Genomic DNA, 20,039 nt, shown 5'->3' on the forward strand with positions numbered 1-20,039 from the left:
TCCTTAGCGTTGCGGCGCGGCAGGATTGGCGGCCACCTTGGCGCCGCTGTCGAACCACGCGTTCTTCAGCGATCCATAGACCTGGTCGACGCCGGCCACGGCATCCTTGAGGTTGGAGGATTGCACCGTGAAGAAGTGCATTTCCAGCAGCGGCAACGAAGGCAGATCGGTCTGCACCTGCTGCTGCAGCTTCTTGAACAGGGCGATGCGTTCGCTCTGGCTGGCCGAACCCTGGGCCTGCGAGATCAGCTTGTCGGCCTCGGCGCTGCGGTAGCCGGAACCATTGCTCCAGGGGATGTTCTTGCCGACCGAATCGCTCCAGTAGGCGCGGGTGACACCGACCAGCGGATCCGCAAAGCCGGCGAACCAGACCACCGACAGGTCGTAGTCACGGTCGCCATAGACACGCTTGGTGTAGGTCGGCGTGTCCTGCGCCCGCACGTTGACCTCGATGCCCACGCGCTTCAGGGAATTGCGGATGAATTCGCCGCTGCGCTTGAAGTCGTCGCCGTAGGGCAGGTAATCCAGGTTGATCTTCAGGCGGGTGCCGTCGGCACCGCGCTTGAGGCCGGCTTCATCCAGCAGGGCTTCGGCCTTCTTGGGGTCGAAGCCGTATTGCGGCACGTCGCTGGTGTGGAATTGCTTGAGGGTGGAGACCACCGGGCTGTCGGCCGGCTTGCCGAAGCCGTACCACACCACCTTGTTGAAGGCATTGCGGTCGATCGCGTAGGCCAGCGCCTGGCGCACGCGCAGGTCCTTGAAGTAGGGGCGGTCGAGATTGATATCCACGAACAGCCAGGGCGAGAGCCATTCATAGCCGCGTGTCTCCAGCTTCAGGCTGGGCAGCTTGGCCAGGCGCTCGGCGTCCTTGAGCGGCACCGGGGAGAACGGGGCGTACTGGGCTTCACCCTTTTCCAGCGCGGCAGCGCGGGCACCGGCATCAGGCACGACCTTGAAGACGATCTTGTCCAGGTAGGGCTTGCCCTTGTCCCAGTATTCCGGATTGCGTTCCAGGGTGATGTAGTTGCCACGGCTCCATTCCTTGAAGACGAAGGGGCCGGTGCCGATGGGCTTGTTGTTGTAGGGGTTGTTGAGGATGTCGGTCCCCTCATACAAGTGCTTGGGCAGGACCTGGGCGCCGTTGCTGTTGAGCGAACTGAGCACGGCCAGCGAAGGCTCGCTGAAGTGGATCACCACGGTGTAGTCGTCGGGCGTATCGGTGGAGGTGACCTTGCCGTAGAGGATCTGGTTACGCGGGTGGATCTTCTTCCAGACGTTTTCCAGGGTCCATTTCACGTCGGCCGAGGTGAAGGGCTTGCCGTCGTGCCACTTGACGCCACGGCGCAGGTAGAAGGTCAGGGTCTTGCCGTCCTTGGAAAACTCCCAGCGCTCGGCCAGGGCCGGTTTCAACTTGAAATCGTTGTCGTATTCGACCAGGCCATCGAAGACGTTGGCACTGAAGAAGCCGGTCGGTGCGGCTGTGTTCAGGGCCGAGGTCAGGATCACCGGTTCGGGCTGGATGATGGTGGTGAGAGTCCCGCCCGGTGTGGGGGCGGCGGCCGTCGCAGGAGCGGTTGCAGCAGCGCCGGCGATGAGCAATGTGGCTGCGCCCAGCAGGGAGCGCAGGAGTCTGGTGTGTAGCATGGTTTCCCCTGTTGTCGGTGTGGTGTTGCGGTCGGGCGGGCTTCTTTCTGTACGCCCTGTGCCGGTTCGCGCCGGCTCTTGAAGCTGCGCGGCCATATGGTGAGAGGGTGAAGAAGTGCTGGTTCAGCAACGTCGCGCTATTAGACCAAAGCGCTGTGCTGGCCTGAACGAAGCATTCCGCATGTGCTTCCTTGGAAAACGCATGCCTATCATGCGGCGGGTCTGCGGGAGTGGAGACTTTGCGCGGGTCTATGAGCCGATCTAATGGATTAATGAGATCATTTCACTTTTTTTCATGGATGACTGCGCTTAAGATTCGCTTCGAACATCGTCATCACCAGGACGGCCAGAGGCTGAATCACCATGACCAAAGAATTTACGTTTGCCATCAAGAGCATCTGCTTCGACGAGGACTATCGTCCTTCCGAGAACACGCGCATCACCACCAACTTCGCCAATCTTGCCCGGGGCGAAAGCCGCCAGGAGAACCTGCGCAACACCTTCCGCATGATCGACAACCGCTTCAATGCCCTGGCGCATTGGGATAATCCGACAGGCGAGCGCTATCACGTCGAGTTGGAGATCATCTCGGTCGAGATGAAGATTGCCGGCGAGCGCAGCGGTCCGGCACTTCCATTGATCGAGATATTGCAGACGACAGTCATCGATCAGCAGACGGGCGAACGCACTGCCGGCATCGTGGGCAATAACTTTTCCTCCTATGTACGCGATTACGATTTCAGCGTGGTCCTGCTGGAGCGCAACCGCAACCAGCCTGTCTTCAGCGCCCCCGAGGATTTTGGTGACCTGCATGGACGGCTGTTCAAGTCCTTCGTCGAGTCGGACGTGTACCGCGCGCATTTCGGCAAGCCGCCGGTCATCTGCCTCAGTGTCTCCAGCAGCCGGACCTACCGGCGCACCGAGAACCGGCATCCGGTATTGGGTGTGGAATATTTGCAGGACGAGTATTCGCTGACCGATGAATACTTCGGCAAGATGGGCATGCAGGTACGCTACTTCATGCCGCCCGACAGCGCCGCGCCGCTAGCGTTCTATTTCTCCGGCGATCTGCTGGGCGACTACACCAATCTGGAACTGATCAGCACCATCAGCACGATGGAGACCTTCCAGAAGATCTACCGGCCCGAGATCTACAACGCCAATTCGGCTGCCGGCAAGTCCTATCGGCCCAGCCTGAAGCACCAGGATTATTCCCTGACCCGCATCGTCTACGACCGCGAAGAACGCAGCCGGCTGGCGGTGGAGCAGGGCAGGTTTGCCGAAGAACACTTCATCAAGCCTTACCAGGCGGTCCTGGCGCAGTGGTCCGCCCATTACGCCCACTGATTATCCGCACGGATTCATACAACAGAACAGGTCATCCAACGTGAAAAAACTCTTACCTACCTCCACCGCCGGCAGCCTGCCGAAACCTTCCTGGCTCGCCGAACCCGAGAAGCTCTGGTCGCCCTGGAAACTGCAAGGTGAAGAACTGCGTGACGGCAAGCGCGATGCCTTGCGCCTGTCCCTGCAGGAACAGGTCCATGCCGGCATCGATATCGTCAGTGATGGCGAACAGACGCGCCAGCATTTCGTGACGACCTTCATCGAACATCTGGACGGGGTTGATTTCGAGAAGCGCGAGACCGTGCGCATCCGCGACCGCTACGATGCCAGCGTGCCCACCGTGGTCGGCGCCGTCTCACGCCAGAAACCGGTCTTCGTGGAAGACGCCAGGTTCCTGCGCCAGCAGACCGGGCAAACCATCAAATGGGCGCTGCCCGGCCCCATGACCATGATCGACACGCTCTATGACGCCCACTACAAGAGTCGCGAAAAACTGGCCTGGGAATTCGCCAAGATCCTCAATCAGGAAGCCCGGGAGCTGGAAGCGGCCGGCGTAGACATCATCCAGTTCGATGAGCCTGCCTTCAATGTCTTCTTCGACGAAGTCAACGACTGGGGCGTGGCCACGCTGGAACGCGCCATCGAAGGACTGAAGTGCGAAACCGCCGTCCATATCTGCTACGGCTACGGCATCAAGGCCAACACCGACTGGAAGAAGACCCTGGGATCGGAGTGGCGACAATACGAGGAAGCATTCCCGAAGCTGCAACAGTCCGGCATCGATATCGTCTCGCTGGAGTGCCACAATTCGCGCGTTCCCATGGATCTGATTGAACTCATCCGTGGCAAGAAGGTAATGGTCGGCGCCATCGATGTGGCCAGCAATACCATCGAAACCCCGGAGGAGGTCGCCGACACCCTGCGCAAGGCGCTGCAGTTCGTCGATGCCGACAAGCTCTATCCTTGCACCAACTGCGGCATGGCACCCCTGGCGCGTGACGTCGCCCGAGGCAAGCTCAACGCACTTGCTGCCGGTGCGGAGATCATCCGCCAGGAACTGGCCAGGTAAGCGTAGGCATACCTGCTTGGACGGGCGCCGCCAGCAGTGCGCGGTGGCCGTCCAGGCTGATGCTGAGTTTTCATATCCGTTTGGGTAGTTGCGATCCCAAGCCGCATTCCTGTTCCATCATGTCATTGACCAGCACAAGCATCGACCCATCGCGTTTTCGCGACGCGCTCGGGTATTACGCCTCCGGCATCACGGTGATCACCTCGCTGGTGGACGCCACGCCGATCGGCTTCACCTGCCAGTCCTTCTACAGCGTGTCGATGAACCCGCCGCTGGTGTCCTTCAGCGTCATGGCCAGTTCGGGCAGCTATCCGGCGATCAGGCGAGCAGGGCGCTTTGCGGTCAATATCCTGGCCGCCGATCAAGCGCATATTTCCAGCCAGTTCGCCCGCCGTGGCCAAGACAAGTGGCAGGGTGTGGATTGGCAGGCGTCGCCGCTAGGCAACCCGATCATTACCGGCAGTCTGCACTGGCTGGATTGTCAGATTCATGCTGAACATGTCGCCGGCGATCATCTCATCGTCATCGGCGAGGTACTTGCCATGGGCCAGCAAAAGCCGGCAAGCGCACAGCCATTGCTGTATTTTCGCGGGCAGTATCGGGACATCGCAGAAGCCGTGGACGCCTGAACACCGGCGCCGGGATGGACTGACCGGGTGGTTGACCTGTTTTTTGATATGAATATATACTTCGTATATGAATCATATATATACAGGTCAATCATGGGTATTGTGAACATCGACGACGACTTGCACGACCAGATCCGCAAGGCCACGGCCGTATCCTGCCGCTCCATCAATGCGCAGGCGGCTTTCTGGATCAAGATCGGCGTTCTGGCCGAGACCAATCCAACGCTTTCCTTCAACGAGATCATCGCCCGCGAATTGCAGGAGGCTGGGGTAGTCACGCCCAGTGTCAGAGTGACGGCGACATGAAGAAGCGCCCCGAAGAAATCTCTCTGATGGCCGAATCAGGCAGGCTGCTGGCCAGCGTATTCAGCGGGCTGGATCAGCTGGAGCTTGCCGGCATGTCTACCATGCAGGTCAACGACTGGGTTGACCGCTTTATCGTCGAGGAGCTGCACGCGCGGCCGGCCAGCAAAGGCCAGTATGGCTACGCGTTCGCCCTCAATTCATCGCGCAACAACGTGATCTGTCATGGTGTGCCGTCGGAAACGGAGATCCTCAGGGACGGCGACATCGTCAACTTCGACATTACGCTGGAGAAGAACGGCTACATCGCCGACTCCAGCAAGACCTACCTGATCGGAGCGGTCACGTCGGAAGCCAGCCATCTGGTGCAGATTACCTACGAAGCCATGTGGAAAGGCATCCATGCCGTGCGACCAGGCGCCCAGCTTGGCGATATTGGCTACGCCATTCAACGCCACGCGCAACGTCACGGGTTTTCGGTGGTCCGCGAGTTCTGCGGCCATGGCATCGGCCGGGAAATGCACGAGCCGCCGGAGGTATTGCATTGGGGACGACCGAAGACGGGGATGGTCCTGCAGGAAGGCATGGTATTCACCATCGAGCCAATGCTGAACCAGGGCCACCATGCCTGCCGCACGGAAGACGACGGCTGGACCGTGGTGACGGCCGACGGCAAGCTGTCGGCGCAGTTTGAACATACTGTGGCGGTGACCAAGAAAGGCGTGCAGGTGTTGACGTTGCGGCCGGAAGAAGGCTTCATTTCAGCCTGAGCTGGAATGTCTAAAACTTCGCATAATTTGTATTATGTAAAATAACATATGCGCGAGATTGCATTCGAAGCGGCCAGGAATGCCGACTCAATCTCAACGAACCCACCAACATCACCAAGCTTCGCAGGCACGGCCGTTCTCCCACCTCGCTGCAACTTTCAATAATCACCCCTGTCCCTCATGAGATACCTCTGGCGGCGATCTCGTAGGAGAGATATCTCATGCACCCCAGGCTCTTCCGTCCTGACGTACTTCGTGTTGCATACCGATGCGAAGGGTCCGGATCAAATCAACGCAAGTCACCCATTCACCAGGAGAACACCATGGCAGATGACGCCTCCATGAAGATGGGATATGGCCGGTTTTGGGCAATGATCGCGAGCTCTACGGCGGTGATGTATGGGCTGATGTACCTCAACACCTACGTGCTCAGCCATATCGAATATAGCCAGACGCGGATGTGGATGGCCCTGCTCATGGGGGCCAGCATGGCGTTCATCATGCTCGCTTTCATGGCTTCGATGTACAAAAGCAGGCGCGTCAATATCGCCATTTTCGTCGGTAGCATCATCGCTTTTGCCGGCGCACTCTGGCTGGTTCGCAGCCAGGAAACGGTGGATGACATCAGTTACATGAAAGCCATGATTCCGCACCATTCTATCGCCATCATGACCAGCGAACGCGCGCACATCAAGGATCCGCAGGTGCGCAAGCTGGCCGACGGCATCATCGACGCACAGATCCGCGAAATCACACAGATGAAGGAGCTCATTGCGCGGCTGGAGTCACGACCGGCCCCGGTTTCCGCACCCGACCTTCCATCGTACCGTGATCGACAAGTTCCCCCTCCCCCTCCCGAAACGGACGCCAGCACCGGGATCGACACATTGAAACCATTGCGCTAGAGCGCCGCGCAAACGCACCAATTTCCGCGCTCCTAGATTGATCAAGAGGGTCCGGGGGGCACTGGCGACGCTGGCGCAACTCGACTATCCTGCCTCTTCTCGAACTTGGATCTTCTTACACTTTCTGATAGACGTGCGCATTCCGCTCCCTGGCCTGGAAGCGCGACATGATCAGCGTAAGCACCGCCGAAAACACCAGCAGCCCCGCCACGAAATACAGGCCACCGGCATAGCTGCCGCTCGAGTCCTTGATCCAGCCGATCACGCTGGGCGCCACGAAGCCGCCAAGGTTGCCGATGGAGTTGATGGTAGCAATGCCGGTGGCCGCGGCCGTGCCGGAGAGGAACATGGTCGGCATGCTCCACAGCGGCGGCTTGGCGCAACTGATGCCCACATTCACCAGCGTCAAGGCCGCGATCAGCCCTACCACGCTATTGGCACCGGCTGCGATCACCAGCCCCACCGCCGCGGCAACGCAGGCGATGATGACGTGCCAGGTACGTTCACCAGTCCGGTCGGAATGACGCGACCAGAGCACCATGGCCACCACTGACACGATGGGTGGAATTGCATTGAGGAAGCCCACCGCCATGGACGAGACCCCCAGTCCCTTGATGATCTGCGGCGCCCAGATGCCCAGCGTGTACAGCCCTGCCGAGGTGCCGAAGTAGATCAGCGCCAGCCCCAGCACGCGGGGATCGGCCAGGCCACGGAGGATGCCGTGCTTGCCCGACTTGTCTTTCTGCGCATTCTCGTCGGCCATGGTCTTGATGAGCCAGGCGCGTTCGTCTTCCTTGAGCCACTTTGCCTTTTCCGGCTTGTCGGTCATGAAGCCCAGGACCACAACACCGAGCAATAGCGCCGGAATGGCTTCCAGGATGAACATCCATTGCCAGCCATGGAGATTCATGACGCCGTCCATCTCCAGCAGCGCCGCCGAGATCGGCGAGCCGATCGCCGTGGACAGCGGTGCGGCTGCCATGAAGAAAGCCGTCACGCCTGCGCGATGGCGGGCCGGGAACCAGTAGCTCAGGTAGAGAATGATGCCGGGGAAGAATCCGGCCTCGGCCGCACCCAGCAGGAAGCGCATGACATAGAAACTCGTTGCGCCATCGACGAAGGCCATGGCACCGGAGATCATCCCCCAGGTCACCATCACCCGGGCAATCCAGAGGCGCGCCCCGACCTTGTGCAGGATGATGTTGGAGGGGACTTCGAACATGAAGTAGCCCCAGAAGAAGATGCCGGCGCCAAAGCCCAGGACCGAGGCGCTGAAGCCCAGGTCCTGCTTCATCGTCAGCGCCGCGAAACCAATGTTGACCCGGTCGATGTAGGCGATGAAGTACAGCAACATGATGAATGGCACGATGCGCCAGGTGATGCGCCGCAAGGTGCGCTTTTCGATTTCGGTTTGCATGCTTGTCTCCTTCTTTACGTTGTTCGAGGGTGATTCCTGTTACACGTTGTTGTGTGCCTGCCTGGCGCTACAGCGCGGCCGGCAGGCAGTTTCTGTTCTGGTTCTGCTCCTCTTCCCTGCTAGGGCATCTGCCCTGCCCGCTTCAGGCGATCTGTGCCAGGCGCAGCGCCGAATAGCCAGAGGTGGTGTAGGCGACGGTCCCAGCGTGGCAACGATCTTTGCATTGCGCAGACGGCGCATAGGAATCTCCATGTTTCATTTGTCATTCGTCATCGCTGACGGCTTGTCCGATGCGCTGACGTAGATGGCGCGGAAGTCGTTGACGTTGGTCATCGTCGGTCCGGTGATGACCGAATCTCCAAGCACCTGGAAGAAACCGTGGGCGTCGTTGTTTTCCAGGCAGGTCATCGGGGGGCGCCCCTCCCGACGGGCGCGTTCCAGGGTGTCCGGGCGCAGCAGCGCGCCGGCGATTTCCTCCCTGCCATCGACACCGTCCGTGTCGCCGGCCAGCGCATAGACGTGCTTCTCGCCGTTCAGGGCGATACCCAGAGAGAGGAGGAATTCGACATTGCGCCCGCCCCGTCCGGTACCGCGCACGGTCACGGTGGTCTCGCCGCCGGAGAGGATGACGCAGGGACTGCTGAAGGGCTGGTCACCACGTGCCACCTGCCGTGCGATGGCCGCCATCACCTTGCCCACCTCGCGCGCCTCGCCTTCGATGGCATCGGACAGGATGTGGGCCGGTACAGCATGCCGGGCCGCGAAATCGGCAGCGGCTTCCAGCGCCATCCGCGGGGTGGCGATCAGGTGTGTTTCCACCCTGGCCAGACGCGGGTCGCCGGGCTTCGGGGTCTCATTGCTGCTGTTGGAGAGGATGGCGCGTGCCTGCGGCGGCAGCTCGATCTCATAGCGGTCGACGATGGCCAGTGCATCGGCACAGCTCGTCGGGTCGGCCACCGTGGGACCGGAGGCAATGTCATGCACGCCGTCGGCAGGCACATCGGAAATGAGCAGGTTCAGTACCCGCGCGGGATGGCAGGCCGCCGCAAGCCGGCCGCCCTTGATCGCGGAAAGATGGCGGCGCACGCAATTCATCTCGGAAATGGAGGCCCCCGAGTCCAGCAGCGCCTGGTTGATGCGTTGCTTGTCAAGCAGCGTCAGTCCGGGCATCGGCATGGGCAACAAGGCGGAGCCGCCGCCCGAGATGAGGCAGACCACCAGATCGTCTTCGCTGAGCTTGCTGACCATGTCCATGAGGCGCGTGGCGGCGGCCAGACCGTTTTCATCCGGTACCGGATGGGCTGCCTGCACAATCTCGATGCGCTCGCACGGCACTGCGTAACCGTAGCGGGTCACCACCAGGCCTTCGAGCTTGCCCGGCCAGTGGTCTTCGAACGCGCGCGCCATGGCGGCGGAGGCTTTGCCGGCACCGATGACGATCAGGCGCCCATGCGGCGCCTCGGGCAGGAATTGGGGAATACGTACGGCCGGCTGGGCGATGGCAATCGCCGCATCGAACATGCCTTCCAGCAAGGCGTCGATCCGGGCCCGCTCGGACGGTGGTTGGGCAGTGGGCATTGCGTCTCCGGCAATGGCAGGCTTGATGTGCCTGTCTTCGATTGTTTTTTTAGCGCGAGGCCACCCCGCCGGCACCCGAAACCGGGGCCGGGAGGGAGCACGCTTGTCGGCAGAGGCGGTCCGTTCGGACCGCTGAAGAATGGCTTACGCCGCCTTCCGGGTGTGCGCCGCCTTGCTGACGAAGGCGCAGACGGCTGCGGTGACCTGCGCCGTGGTGGCCTTGCCACCCAGGTCACCGGTATGCAGCGACGGGTCGGCGGTCACGGCTTCCACGGCCTGCATGACCTGTGCCGCCGCTTCGTGCTCGCCCAGGTGTTCCAGCATCATCACCACCGACCAGAAGGTGCCCACCGGGTTGGCCAGGCCACGGCCCATGATGTCGAATGCCGAACCGTGGATGGGCTCGAACATCGAGGGATAGCGGCGCTCCGGATCGATGTTGCCGGTGGGGGCGATGCCCAGGCTGCCGGCCAGCGCGGCGGCCAGGTCGGACAGGATGTCGGCGTGCAGGTTGGTGGCCACGATGGTGTCCAGCGTGGCAGGACGGTTGACCATGCGGGCAGTGGCGGCATCGACCAATTCCTTGTCCCACTTCACATCCGGGAATTCCTTGGCAATCTGCACGGCGATTTCATCCCACATCACCATCGCATGGCGCTGGGCATTGCTCTTGGTGATGACGGTCAGCAGCTTGCGGGGGCGCGACTGCGCCAGCTTGAAGGCGAAACGCATGATGCGCTCGACGCCGGCACGGGTCATCATCGACACGTCGGTGGCGGCCTCGATCGGATGGCCCTGGTGAACACGCCCGCCCACGCCGGCATATTCGCCTTCGGAGTTTTCGCGGACGATGACCCAGTTCAGGTCTTCTGCCTTGCAGCGCTTCAGGGGCGCGTCGATACCCGGCAGGATGCGGGTCGGGCGCACGTTGGCATATTGATCGAAGCCCTGGCAGATCTTCAGGCGCAGGCCCCACAGGGTGATGTGGTCGGCAATGTGCGGGTCGCCGGCCGAGCCGAACAGGATGGCATCCTTGTCGCGCAGCGCGTCCAGCCCGTCCGCCGGCATCATGGCGCCGGTCTTGCGGTAGTAGTCGCCACCCCAGTCGAAGTCCTCGAAGTCGAACTTGAATGTGCTGCTGGTGGCGGCCAGCGCCTCCAGCACCTGGCGACCCGCTGGTACGACTTCCTTGCCGATGCCGTCACCCGGAATGGTTGCGATGCGATAAGTCTTCATGTCTCCGGCCTTTCATAAAATGTTTTGGTGAGTGGCACTCTACTGGCGTTCGCTCTACAAAAACCGGTGCTAAACTCAAAGCATCCTTAACTTCAATTTAACAATCGCGTATGCAAGACGTGGTTCTTCCTTCGGATTTACGCTTCTTCTCGGTGCTGGCGATGGCCGGCAGCCTGTCGGCGGCGGCCCGTGAGCTGGGCCTGACGACGGCGGCGGTGAGCAAGCACCTGAGCCAGATGGAGAGCCGCGCCGGCGTGCCGCTGGTCAACCGGACTACCCGCCGCATGACCCTCACCCCGGAGGGGGAGCTTTATCTGGAACACGCCCGTCGTATCCTGGATGAAATCGACGAACTGTCCGAACTGCTGGGGAGTTCCAAGCGGCGTCCGGAGGGCTTGCTGCGTGTCAATGCCACCCTGGGTTTCGGACGCAGCCATGTGGCGCCGGTGATCTCGAAATTCGTCGCCGAGTATCCGCAGGTCGCGGTGCAGCTGCAGCTATCCGTGATGCCCCCGCCGTTGACCGACGACAGCTTCGATGTCTGCATCCGCTTTGGCGAGCCGCCTGATACGCGGGTCGTGGCCAGGCGTCTGGCGCCGAACGCAAGGTTGCTGTGTGCCGCGCCCCAATACCTGGCGCGACGCGGCATGCCCGTCACGCCACACGACCTGACCAAGCACAACTGCGTGGGAATCCGACAAGGGGACGAAGCCTACGGGCTATGGCGGCTCACCGCCGGAAGCGGCGCCTCTTCCAAGACGGAGGCAGTGAAGATTCGCGGCAACCTGACCACCAACGATGGCGAGATCGCGGTGAAATGGGCCCTGGAAGGGCATGGGATCCTGCTGCGCGCGGAATGGGATGTGCGGGGCTATCTGGAGGATGGGCGGCTGGTTCGGGTCCTGCCCGGCTGGCAGTCACCCAATGCCGATATCTATGCCGTCTACTCCCAACGTCATCAGATGTCCAACCGGATCCGGGCCTTCGTGGATTTCATTGCGGTACAACTGGAACTGGCCGATATCGCACCGGCTGGCCGTCATGAACCGGGCGGAAGCGTTCGTCAGCCCCGGCGCAAGCGGAAGATCACGCCTTAGGGGCTTAGGGGCTGTTAGGGGCTGTTGATCCGCGGCATGGCGGTCTTTGAAACGGCTAACGATGCAACCGGCTCGACGCTGCCGGTCACCGGTTCAAGCAGGCATCTTCTGGCCCTGAAGACGGCGCCTGCTGATCACCCTCTCCTTCATGATTTCTCTGCTGGCGCCATGCCAGCGTCAGCGCTTCGTGGGTTTCCAGCCTGGCGCGGGCGGCCGCCAGTTCTATTTCCGTCTCCTGTAATTGCTTGCGGGCGCCGGCCAGGGCTTCCTCGGTCTGGGCCCGGCTGGCCTGCAGGCTTGCCAGCGCTGCATTCCTGTCGGCCAGTTGCGCCTCCAGCACAAGCTTGCCGGCCGCCACCTGCTGCAGCGATTCCAGCTGCTGCTCGCGCCGATCCGCCAGTGCCTGTTGCTCCACCAGGGCTTGCCGCGCAGGCGAGAGGTCGGCCACCAGGCGCACCCCCTCCTGGTTGACGCGGGTGATTTCCGTCTGCTTGACGATGAGCTCCTGGCGCAGTTGACGCAGTTCGGCCTGCACCGTCTGGAGTTGCTGCTCATGCTGCCGCTGATCCTGCTCGCGCTGTTCCTTGGCGGCGCTGCGGTAGTGGTCCAGGGCAGCGCGGGCGTGCTGGTGCTTGTCTTCGAGGGAGAGCCGATGCTGTTCGTTTTCCTCCAGGCGTTCCTGCAAGGCGGTGGTGCGCACCTCCAGTGCGCGCAGGGCGACGGCCTGTTGCTGGCATTCCTCCCGGCTGCTTTCGTGGGCGGCACGGGCAGCGATCAGGGCTTTTCCGGCCAGGTCCAGCCGGGTCGACAACTCCGCATTGGCCGCGTTGGCCTCGGCCAGGGCCTGCTCCATCCGGGCTGTGACTGCCCTCACCTCTTCCCTGGCGGCGCTCACGCGCTCATCGGCCTCGGCCTGCAGCTGGGACGCCAGGCGCTCCACCATCTCCTGCAGGGCCGCGCTGATGCTGCGAGGCTGCTGTCCGATGCCCTCCTCTTCTTCCAATTCCTTCAGATATTTGTGGATGGTGGTCTTGGACCCGGTATTGCCCAACTCCACGCGTACTGCATCCACGGAGGGGTGCCGGCCCAGCGCCAGCAAGCTGTCGCGGGCTTTCTTCACTTCCGATTTGTACAAGCCGGTCCGGGCCATGATCGCATCCTGTTATTTGATGATGTATTACATAATACGTAATTACGTAATACAAATGAAGAGATGTGGCCAAATATAATCTTAATATTGAGGTTGGATATTGGCTGATTATCTGTTCCCATCGGCTAAAATGCCGCTTTTCAGCCCTGCTCTTCCTCTTTTGCGCCTGATGCGCGCGACTCGCCATGATTGCCATTGACGACTACCTGCACGCTGCCACCCGCGAGAACACCCGTCGCAGCTACCGCGCCGCCGTAAAGCACTTCGAGGAGGAATGGGGTGGCTTCCTGCCGGCCACGGCGGAGAGGATTCTGCGTTACCTGGCCCGCTATGCCGGCGTGCTGGCGCACAACACGCTCAAGCAGCGGGTCTCCGCGCTGGGTCAGTGGCACGTCGACCAGGGCTTTCCCGACCCGACCAAGGCGCCGGTGGTCCGCAAGATGCTGCGCGGCATCCAGGAAGTGCATCCCGCCCAGGAAAGGCGTGCCCGCCCGCTGCAACTGGATGCGTTGGAGCAGGCGGTGGGCTGGCTGGAGCAGCAACAGGACCTGGCTCGCCAGCAGGGCCGCTCTGCCGATCTGCTACGGCCTGCCCGCGACAAGGCCTTGTTGCTGATCGGTTTCTGGCGGGGCTTTCGGAGTGATGAACTGGCACGCCTGGAAGTGGAGCGCATCGAAGCGGTGGCCGGCCAGGGCATGCGCATCCAGCTGCCGCGCACCAAGACCGACCGCAGTCTCAAGGGCAGCACCTATCTGACGCCGGCGCTGTCGCGGCTTTGCCCGGTGGCGGCCTATCTTGACTGGCTGGCGGTGAGCGGCGTGCGCAGCGGTCCGGTATTGCGCGGCATCGATCGCTGGGGCCGCATCAGCGAGGACGCCATCCATGCCGCCAGCATCATTCCTTTGCTCCGCCGCATCCTGGGCGCGGCCGGCATTGCCGATGTTCATCTGTACAGCGCGCACTCGTTGCGCCGCGGCTTTGCCAGCTGGGCCAGCGCCAATGGGTGGGAGCTGCGCGCACTGATGGAATATGTCGGTTGGAAGAACATCAGCTCGGCCTCGCGCTACGTGGATTCGCATGATCCCTATCATCGCGACATGCTGGAGCGCTTGCTGCCGGCCAAGCCTTTGCCTTCACCCGCAATCGATGCGCCAGACAGTTAAGGCCGGCATTTTGACGCAACACGCTGCCGCAAGCATGCCGACAGTGGCAAACTGGCGTCTTTGGAAAACATTGGCTGGCATGCATCTTGATAGAGAGTGCTCACCGACATGGAAGGAATCCACATGAACAAGCTGCACATCGAAGGGCATTTCGACCCCGCCACCAGTACCGTCAGCTATATCGTGCTGGATCGCTCCACCGGACAATGCGCGCTGCTGGACAGCGTGCTGGACTACGACCCCAAGTCCGGACGTACCGCGACGGCCAGCGCCGATCTGCTGATCCGGCGCGTCGGGGAACTGGGCGCCTCGGTCCAGTGGATCCTGGAAACCCATGCCCACGCCGACCACCTGTCGGCGGCTCCCTATCTCAAGCGCAAGCTGGGCGGGCGTATCGCCATCGGCGAACACATTCGCCAGGTGCAGGGTGTGTTCGGCAAGTTGTTCAATGCGGGTGGTGACTTTGCCCGGGACGGCAGCCAGTTCGATCACCTGTTTGCCGATGGCGAACGGTTCCAGATCGGTGAGCTTCATGCCCGCGTGATGCATACACCGGGCCATACGCCGGCCTGTATCACCTATGTCGTGGAAGAAGCCGGCGAGGTCGCGGCCTTCGTCGGCGATACCCTGTTCATGCCCGACTACGGCACCGCCCGCTGCGACTTCCCTGGCGGGAATGCGCGCACCCTGTTCCGCTCCATCCATGAGGTATTGAGTCTGCCGGCGCACACCCGGATCTATCTGTGCCACGACTACCAGCCCAATGGCCGCGCCCTGCAATTCGAGACCACCGTCGCCGAGGAGCGCCAGAACAACATTCATGTGCGCGACGGTATAAGTGAAGAAGAATTCGTCACCATGCGCAGCGCCCGTGATGCCACCCTGGGTATGCCGGTATTGCTGCTGCCTTCGGTGCAAGTGAACATGCGCGCTGGCCAGTTGCCGCCGCCTGAGGACAACGGCGTGCGCTACCTGAAGATTCCGCTGGACGCGGTCTGAACGGCTCCGTCCTCAGCCAATCAGTCTCTCAGTCTATTTGCAGTCCGGATTGCCGTGCGTGCGCAGGCACTGGCTGCGGGTGCAGGCGGCGATGACCTGGTCGCGGCCGTATTCGTTGATGTCGACCGTGACGTAGACCGGGTATTGCTGGTACTCGGTACGGGTGATGTCCTGGCAGACAGTATCGGTACGGTTGCCGTTGGTGACCGAGCTGCAGCGGGTCTGCCCGGTCGGCACCTGGATGGGGCGGGTCCGCATCTCCATGCGGGTCTGGTTGATCACCGGGTATTGCGCGTAGGCCGCCGGTGCACACTGGCTTTCGGTGGCGCGATAGGCTTCGGTGGCACAGCCCGATAGCGCCAGCCCCAGGCACAGCATGGCGAGGTGGTGCCACCCTCCGCCAATCGACCGGAGCGACCGGTGCGACAGGCCAGGTCCGGGCAAGGGGCCGAGGGCGGGCTGGGTGGATTTCATGGGTTCTCCGGCGATCAGGGTAGGCAAAACGGCGACCATGCTACCTCAAATACCGGGCGTCCCGGGGTTTTCAAAGAGCCAGACCCTGCCAGCCGCCCTGCTTCCACTGCACCAGGCCGCTGCCGGCAAAGCGCCACAGGTGCAGCCATCCATGCTCCAGCAACTGCCGCACGATGGCATGGCGGGCGACGATGTCGTCGATGGCCGCCTGCGGGGCGTCCACCACCACCGTCAGCCGCAAGGGCTCATGCACCCACTGCTGGCCGTCATGCAGTGACTGGCGCGACAACCCGATGCGCAGATCGCCGCCATTGCCTTCGAATACGCCGATGGTACCGCCCACCACGTTGTGCAGCAGCTTGTTGCCGCTGCCCAGCCGCACCGGGTCGCTGGTGGAGGCGTGGTACTGCCAGTTGATCCAGTGGGTCACCAGCATGGGCGCGGTCATCAGCAGTTCCAGCACGCTGCCGTCGGTGTCCTGACTGGCGTCGTAATCGTGCAGGAAGCAGCGACCGCCCAGATCCAGCCCACGGCTGCGCGCGCGGGGCGCAATCAGGAAGGCGGCATTGCCGGTGAGCCCCCATTCCGGACGGGTCTCGGCGCCGTCATTGGCGCGCCGGCGCAATGCCTTCAACAGGGCCGGTGGCGTCAGCGTGGCCTGCAGGCCGAGCCGGCCGGCGCGTTCACGGCGCACCCGGTCGCTGGCCTCGGCCAGGGTCGGCTGCAGGGCTTCCCAGCGCTGGCGGGCGTTCGTCGGCAAGAGGTCCAGATCGAAGGCCTCCACCTCGTCGGTGGTGGTGTTGTGCAGGACGGCCAGGAAGCGGCTGTCCTCGGGCATGAGGATCCCCCGCTCCAGCAGGCCGCGCCGCACCTCGCTCTCGTTGAGCAGCTGTGCCAGCGTACGGGCATTGACCTCGCCGGTCTGGCCGCAGCAGGCGCCGCAATCCAGGGCGGCTGCATGCGCATTGTTGGCCGACTGGCTGCCATGGCCCACCAGCAGCACCAGCGGCGCGATCTGCCTATCCAGTCCCATGGCGTGCAGCACCCGCGCGGCCAGGGTGATCTTGTCGGGGAGCGAGATGGCGTTCAGTTGCGGACGGCAGAGCTGGCGGTAACGGCGCGGCAAGCCGTGCAGGTCGTCCCGCGCGCGTTCGGCCTGTCCGGGGCGCAACCACTTCCACAAGCCCCCCAGCGCCGTCACGCCGGCCACCTCGAGGAAGGAAAACGCCGACCCCGGCCAGCGGGTATTGCCCTGCCACTGTTCCTGGGTGGCCAGGGTCTGGCGCCGGCTGCGGCCCACGGCATCGGTCAGCACACTGCTGGGCCGGGCGGCGCCGGCTGGCTGGATGGTATCGCGCACCTGGTAGGCCGGTGCCAGCAGGCCAGGCAATTGCGGTCGACTGGCTTCGCTGGCCAGCGGGGTATAGGCCACCGGCAGGCCGAAGAAACCGGCAAAGCCCAGGGTCTGCGTGCCCGGATGTACGTTTTCCAGGGCGCGGCGCAAGGGCTCGCTGCGCACGTCGATGCAGAAGGCGGCTTGCACCTCGATCGTGGGGGCAGCGCTCGCGGTGGGCTCGCCCTGGCGCTGCAGCTGCTGGGCCAGGCGGCGCTGATAGCCGGCCTCCAGGGCCACCTGCCAGAGTTCGTCCACCAGCAGATCGTGCTGCGCCTGTTGCAACCGTTCCGGCGAACGCGCCCAGGCCTGCTGGACGGTGTGGAAAGCGTGACCGGTCGCGGCATCGTCCTTGCACTCCAGCAGCAAGGCGCCCCAGGCCATGCGGATGGCCAGCAGCTCGCGCAGGTGCTGGTCCTCACCCTGTTCCAGGCGCGCCTGCCAGCCTAGATACGCGCACCAGGAGGCCCAGCCATTGACTGTCAGCAGCACTGCTTCCAGATAATCGGCCCAGACTTCGCTGGGCAGACCCAGGTGCTGCATGACCCAGCGCTCGGCCTCGTGGGCGCTGGGCGGCAAGGCGCGGATCCCGTCGGCGATGTGTGGCAGGCCCATCAACAGGCCGATGCCGTGGTCATGCTCCAGCGTCTCGCGCCAGAAGGCGTAGAGGCCCATGCCGCGCTGCGGCTGCCAATCGGCCTGGTGACGGTCGAAATAGGCGGCGCAGGTCTGGCTGACCTGGTGCGTGATGGCCTGCCGCCAGGACAGCCGGGTATGGCGCTGCGGATCATTGTCCAGGACGTCGATCAGCAAGGGCAGCCGCTGCACCTGGGTGGGCGAGGCCAGCATCGCCAGGCAATGGGCCTCGTCGATGCCACGGTCAGCCGCTTCCTGCGACTGTTGCAGCGCATAGCGCAAGTCGTCGCGGGTGACGCGGCCCTGCTCCCAGGCCTGGCGTAACTGCTCCTGCGGCGGGAAGACCTGGATCCCGCCCAGCAGCAGCATGCGGGCAGCAACCTGGCGCAGCGGCATACCCACGCGGGTCCAGTGGGGATTGACGGCAATGGCGCGATCCAGTGGCCAGGCCGGGGCAATAGCGCCGCAGGCGTCCTGGCAGGCTTGTTCGAGCAGGCGGTCCTGTTGCCCGGCCCAGGCCTGTGCCTGCACCGGCGCGCTGGCCAGCGCTGTCTGGGCATTCTGATGGAAGGCATTCATGGGTGTTCTCCTTGTGATCCGGATCTGGCTGGCTCAATGCCGGGCATCGCCCAGCAAGCTGGGCGCGGTCTGCGTTGTACCCTGATTAGTCTGTTGATTTGCGGCCGCACGGCGCGCTTTGGGCGCCCAGTCGGATGGCCACAGGGTCAAGGCCAGGCGGGTGTAGGCCTCATCCAGGTAGAAGCCGGCGTAACTGCGGCGACGCCATGCCGCCATGGCTTGCGGGCGAAGCTGCAGCAAGCCCATGCAGACATACAGGGCCAGCATGGTCAGCAGCGCCAGCACGCCGTAGCCGGTGCGGGGGAAATCGACGATCTGGAGCGGCAACCAGTGCGCCGCGAGGGCGGCCAGCGTCAGGCCGGCGGCGCCACCCAACCCCAGGCCGACGCTGCGCAGGCGTGACCCTTCCGGCCGCTGCGGCAGCCACAACAAGGGTGCCCAGGCCAGGGCCAGCACCCCGCTCCACCACCACGGCCAGGCCGCATGGGGACTGACGTTTTGCAGGGCCAGGACCAACGCAGCGCTGAGCAGTGGTGCTGCGACCACGCTGGCCGTGGATGGCAGGGCCGGCGCATGCAGGGCTTGCAGCCGGGTGTCCCGCACCACCGACGACGCGGACAGGAAGGCATGCGCCTTGTACAGTGAATGACCGATCAGATGCAGGGCCGCGAACATGTACAGGCCGGCAGCGCATTCGAGCAGCATGAAACCCATCTGCGCCACGGTGGACCACGCCAGCTTCACCTTGATGCTGATGCGTGTGAGCATGACCAGCCCGGCCAGCAGCACCGTCCCGCCACTGACCACCAGCAGCACGCTGCGCGCGGCCACGGCCTGCTCCAGCAGCGGTGCAAAGCGCACCAGCACGAAGCCGCCCAGGTTGACCACGCCTGCATGCAGCAGGGCCGAGACCGGCGTGGGCGCCTCCATCACCTGGATCAGCCAGCCATGCACCGGCAGCAAGGCGGTACGCAGGATCACCGCCAGCACCAGGCAGAGTGCGCTCAGCTGCAGGCCCGGGGACATGCCATGTTGCTCCGCGTGAGGCAGGTGAGCCAGGTGAGACCAAAGCGCCGGCAACGAACCGCTGCCGACCGCCGACCACGCCAGTGCGGCCGCTGCGACCAGCAGCACATCGGCCAGGCGGTCGGCGATGCGTTTCTTGTATGCCGCCAGGCGCGCAAAGGGCCGGTCCGGGTAGAAGCACAGCAGCTTTTCCAGCGCCAGACCGACCAGCGCCCAGGCGGCGATGAGCACCAGCCAGTGGTCCGCCAGCTGCAAGAGGTGCACGGCCATCAGCACCACCGACAGGGCCGCGATGTAGGGGCGCTGACCGCCCTCCCCCTGCAGGTAGCGAGCCGAAAAGCTGCCGATCACCGTACCCAGGCCCTGCACCAGCAGCGCCAGCACCAGACCGAGGGTGGACGTGCCCAGAACCCCGGGCCAAGGAGCAGCATGGCGGTCGAAGAACAAGGCCGCTACGGCCAGCGACAATGCCAGCAACAGCGCCAGGCCTGACAGGGCCTGGTAACAACGCCACAGACGCATGGGTGGCAACGAGGTGGCGGCCGCCAGGGTGGCCATGGCGAACATCAGCCCCGGGGCTACCCAGGCCGCGCAGGAAAGTACGGAAATGGTGGTCATGACAGG

General features: G+C 63.3%; 17 protein-coding genes. 9 read left to right on the top strand and 8 right to left on the bottom strand.

Features of this window, described 5'->3' with window-relative positions; all coding sequences use genetic code 11:
* Positions 1-3: 3 nt before the first annotated feature.
* Complete coding sequence (locus tag HBH1_RS09275; protein WP_102662507.1) at positions 4-1,644, bottom strand: ABC transporter substrate-binding protein; 1,641 nt, start codon at positions 1,642-1,644, stop codon at positions 4-6.
* A gap of 363 nt (positions 1,645-2,007) precedes the next feature.
* On the opposite strand from HBH1_RS09275, the gene HBH1_RS09280 reads away from it, so the two are divergent.
* From HBH1_RS09280 to HBH1_RS09305, 6 genes are all read left to right on the top strand, one after another.
* Entirely contained in the window at positions 2,008-2,991 is a 984-nt protein-coding gene (locus tag HBH1_RS09280) for a DUF1852 domain-containing protein (RefSeq protein WP_102662508.1), read from the top strand.
* 40 nt (positions 2,992-3,031) lie between these two features.
* Complete coding sequence (locus HBH1_RS09285; RefSeq protein ID WP_006462159.1) at positions 3,032-4,060, top strand: methionine synthase; 1,029 nt, start codon at positions 3,032-3,034, stop codon at positions 4,058-4,060.
* A 119-nt stretch (positions 4,061-4,179) separates the two neighbouring features.
* On the top strand, positions 4,180-4,689 hold the full coding sequence (locus tag HBH1_RS09290; RefSeq protein WP_102662605.1) for a flavin reductase family protein: 510 nt from the start codon (positions 4,180-4,182) through the stop codon (positions 4,687-4,689).
* A gap of 93 nt (positions 4,690-4,782) precedes the next feature.
* A complete protein-coding gene (locus HBH1_RS09295; RefSeq protein WP_039874457.1) occupies positions 4,783-4,995 on the top strand; it encodes a ParD-like family protein in 213 nt (70 codons plus the stop codon).
* Entirely contained in the window at positions 4,992-5,762 is a 771-nt protein-coding gene (gene map / locus HBH1_RS09300; protein ID WP_102662509.1) for a type I methionyl aminopeptidase, read from the top strand. The genes HBH1_RS09295 and map overlap by 4 nt, the downstream gene beginning before the upstream one ends.
* Positions 5,763-6,085: 323 nt before the next feature.
* Entirely contained in the window at positions 6,086-6,667 is a 582-nt protein-coding gene (locus HBH1_RS09305; RefSeq protein WP_102662510.1) for a DUF305 domain-containing protein, read from the top strand.
* A gap of 115 nt (positions 6,668-6,782) precedes the next feature.
* Here the strand turns inward: HBH1_RS09305 and HBH1_RS09310 are convergent, their stop codons facing one another.
* The 3 genes from HBH1_RS09310 to HBH1_RS09320 all read right to left on the bottom strand — a co-directional run bounded on the left by HBH1_RS09310 (position 6,783) and on the right by HBH1_RS09320 (position 10,898).
* Entirely contained in the window at positions 6,783-8,084 is a 1,302-nt protein-coding gene (locus HBH1_RS09310) for an MFS transporter (protein ID WP_102662511.1), read from the bottom strand.
* 255 nt (positions 8,085-8,339) lie between these two features.
* A complete protein-coding gene (locus tag HBH1_RS09315) occupies positions 8,340-9,662 on the bottom strand; it encodes a glycerate kinase type-2 family protein (RefSeq protein WP_102662512.1) in 1,323 nt (440 codons plus the stop codon).
* Between the two features lie 144 nt (positions 9,663-9,806).
* Complete coding sequence (locus HBH1_RS09320; RefSeq protein ID WP_102662513.1) at positions 9,807-10,898, bottom strand: tartrate dehydrogenase; 1,092 nt, start codon at positions 10,896-10,898, stop codon at positions 9,807-9,809.
* Between the two features lie 110 nt (positions 10,899-11,008).
* On the opposite strand from HBH1_RS09320, the gene HBH1_RS09325 reads away from it, so the two are divergent.
* On the top strand, positions 11,009-11,995 hold the full coding sequence (locus HBH1_RS09325) for a LysR family transcriptional regulator (RefSeq protein WP_102662514.1): 987 nt from the start codon (positions 11,009-11,011) through the stop codon (positions 11,993-11,995).
* A gap of 85 nt (positions 11,996-12,080) precedes the next feature.
* Here the strand turns inward: HBH1_RS09325 and HBH1_RS09330 are convergent, their stop codons facing one another.
* Positions 12,081-13,145: a DNA-binding protein gene (locus HBH1_RS09330; RefSeq protein ID WP_102662515.1), complete on the bottom strand. Its 1,065-nt coding sequence runs from the start codon at positions 13,143-13,145 to the stop codon at positions 12,081-12,083.
* A 185-nt stretch (positions 13,146-13,330) separates the two neighbouring features.
* Here HBH1_RS09330 and HBH1_RS09335 point away from each other — a divergent pair, with 185 nt between their 5' ends.
* A complete protein-coding gene (locus HBH1_RS09335; protein ID WP_102662516.1) occupies positions 13,331-14,308 on the top strand; it encodes a site-specific integrase in 978 nt (325 codons plus the stop codon).
* Positions 14,309-14,431: 123 nt separating this feature from the next.
* Positions 14,432-15,307, top strand: a complete 876-nt coding sequence (locus tag HBH1_RS09340; RefSeq protein WP_174616810.1) for an MBL fold metallo-hydrolase — start codon at positions 14,432-14,434, stop codon at positions 15,305-15,307.
* Between the two features lie 33 nt (positions 15,308-15,340).
* Here HBH1_RS09340 and HBH1_RS09345 read toward each other — a convergent pair whose 3' ends face one another.
* The 3 genes from HBH1_RS09345 to HBH1_RS09355 form a co-directional block, all read right to left on the bottom strand.
* Positions 15,341-15,781, bottom strand: coding sequence for a hypothetical protein (locus HBH1_RS09345; RefSeq protein WP_233207574.1), 441 nt, complete (start codon positions 15,779-15,781; stop codon positions 15,341-15,343).
* 70 nt (positions 15,782-15,851) lie between these two features.
* A complete protein-coding gene (locus HBH1_RS09350) occupies positions 15,852-18,389 on the bottom strand; it encodes a YbcC family protein (protein ID WP_102662518.1) in 2,538 nt (845 codons plus the stop codon).
* Positions 18,390-18,422: 33 nt separating this feature from the next.
* Positions 18,423-20,033 carry an NADH-quinone oxidoreductase subunit L gene (locus tag HBH1_RS09355; protein WP_102662519.1) on the bottom strand — a complete coding sequence of 537 codons (1,611 nt, stop codon included), beginning with the start codon at positions 20,031-20,033 and terminating at the stop codon, positions 18,423-18,425.
* Positions 20,034-20,039: the final 6 nt, after the last annotated feature.

This window comes from Herbaspirillum sp. BH-1 (genome assembly GCF_002870055.1).
GTDB classification, from domain to species: domain Bacteria; phylum Pseudomonadota; class Gammaproteobacteria; order Burkholderiales; family Burkholderiaceae_D; genus Herbaspirillum; species Herbaspirillum frisingense.

Excerpts from the sequence above, each read along its gene's own strand:
- HBH1_RS09295 (WP_039874457.1), top strand. The coding sequence starts at position 4,783 with ATGGGTATTGTGAACATCGACGACGACTTGCACGACCAGATCCGCAAG.
- HBH1_RS09280 (WP_102662508.1), top strand. The coding sequence starts at position 2,008 with ATGACCAAAGAATTTACGTTTGCCATCAAGAGCATCTGCTTCGACGAG.
- map (WP_102662509.1), top strand. The coding sequence starts at position 4,992 with ATGAAGAAGCGCCCCGAAGAAATCTCTCTGATGGCCGAATCAGGCAGG.
- HBH1_RS09305 (WP_102662510.1), top strand. The coding sequence starts at position 6,086 with ATGGCAGATGACGCCTCCATGAAGATGGGATATGGCCGGTTTTGGGCA.
- HBH1_RS09340 (WP_174616810.1), top strand. The coding sequence starts at position 14,432 with ATGAACAAGCTGCACATCGAAGGGCATTTCGACCCCGCCACCAGTACC.
- HBH1_RS09310 (WP_102662511.1), bottom strand. The coding sequence starts at position 8,084 with ATGCAAACCGAAATCGAAAAGCGCACCTTGCGGCGCATCACCTGGCGC.
- HBH1_RS09350 (WP_102662518.1), bottom strand. The coding sequence starts at position 18,389 with ATGAATGCCTTCCATCAGAATGCCCAGACAGCGCTGGCCAGCGCGCCG.
- HBH1_RS09320 (WP_102662513.1), bottom strand. The coding sequence starts at position 10,898 with ATGAAGACTTATCGCATCGCAACCATTCCGGGTGACGGCATCGGCAAG.
- HBH1_RS09290 (WP_102662605.1), top strand. The coding sequence starts at position 4,180 with ATGTCATTGACCAGCACAAGCATCGACCCATCGCGTTTTCGCGACGCG.
- HBH1_RS09315 (WP_102662512.1), bottom strand. The coding sequence starts at position 9,662 with ATGCCCACTGCCCAACCACCGTCCGAGCGGGCCCGGATCGACGCCTTG.
- HBH1_RS09330 (WP_102662515.1), bottom strand. The coding sequence starts at position 13,145 with ATGGCCCGGACCGGCTTGTACAAATCGGAAGTGAAGAAAGCCCGCGAC.
- HBH1_RS09335 (WP_102662516.1), top strand. The coding sequence starts at position 13,331 with ATGATTGCCATTGACGACTACCTGCACGCTGCCACCCGCGAGAACACC.
- HBH1_RS09345 (WP_233207574.1), bottom strand. The coding sequence starts at position 15,781 with ATGAAATCCACCCAGCCCGCCCTCGGCCCCTTGCCCGGACCTGGCCTG.
- HBH1_RS09275 (WP_102662507.1), bottom strand. The coding sequence starts at position 1,644 with ATGCTACACACCAGACTCCTGCGCTCCCTGCTGGGCGCAGCCACATTG.
- HBH1_RS09355 (WP_102662519.1), bottom strand. The coding sequence starts at position 20,033 with ATGACCACCATTTCCGTACTTTCCTGCGCGGCCTGGGTAGCCCCGGGG.
- HBH1_RS09325 (WP_102662514.1), top strand. The coding sequence starts at position 11,009 with ATGCAAGACGTGGTTCTTCCTTCGGATTTACGCTTCTTCTCGGTGCTG.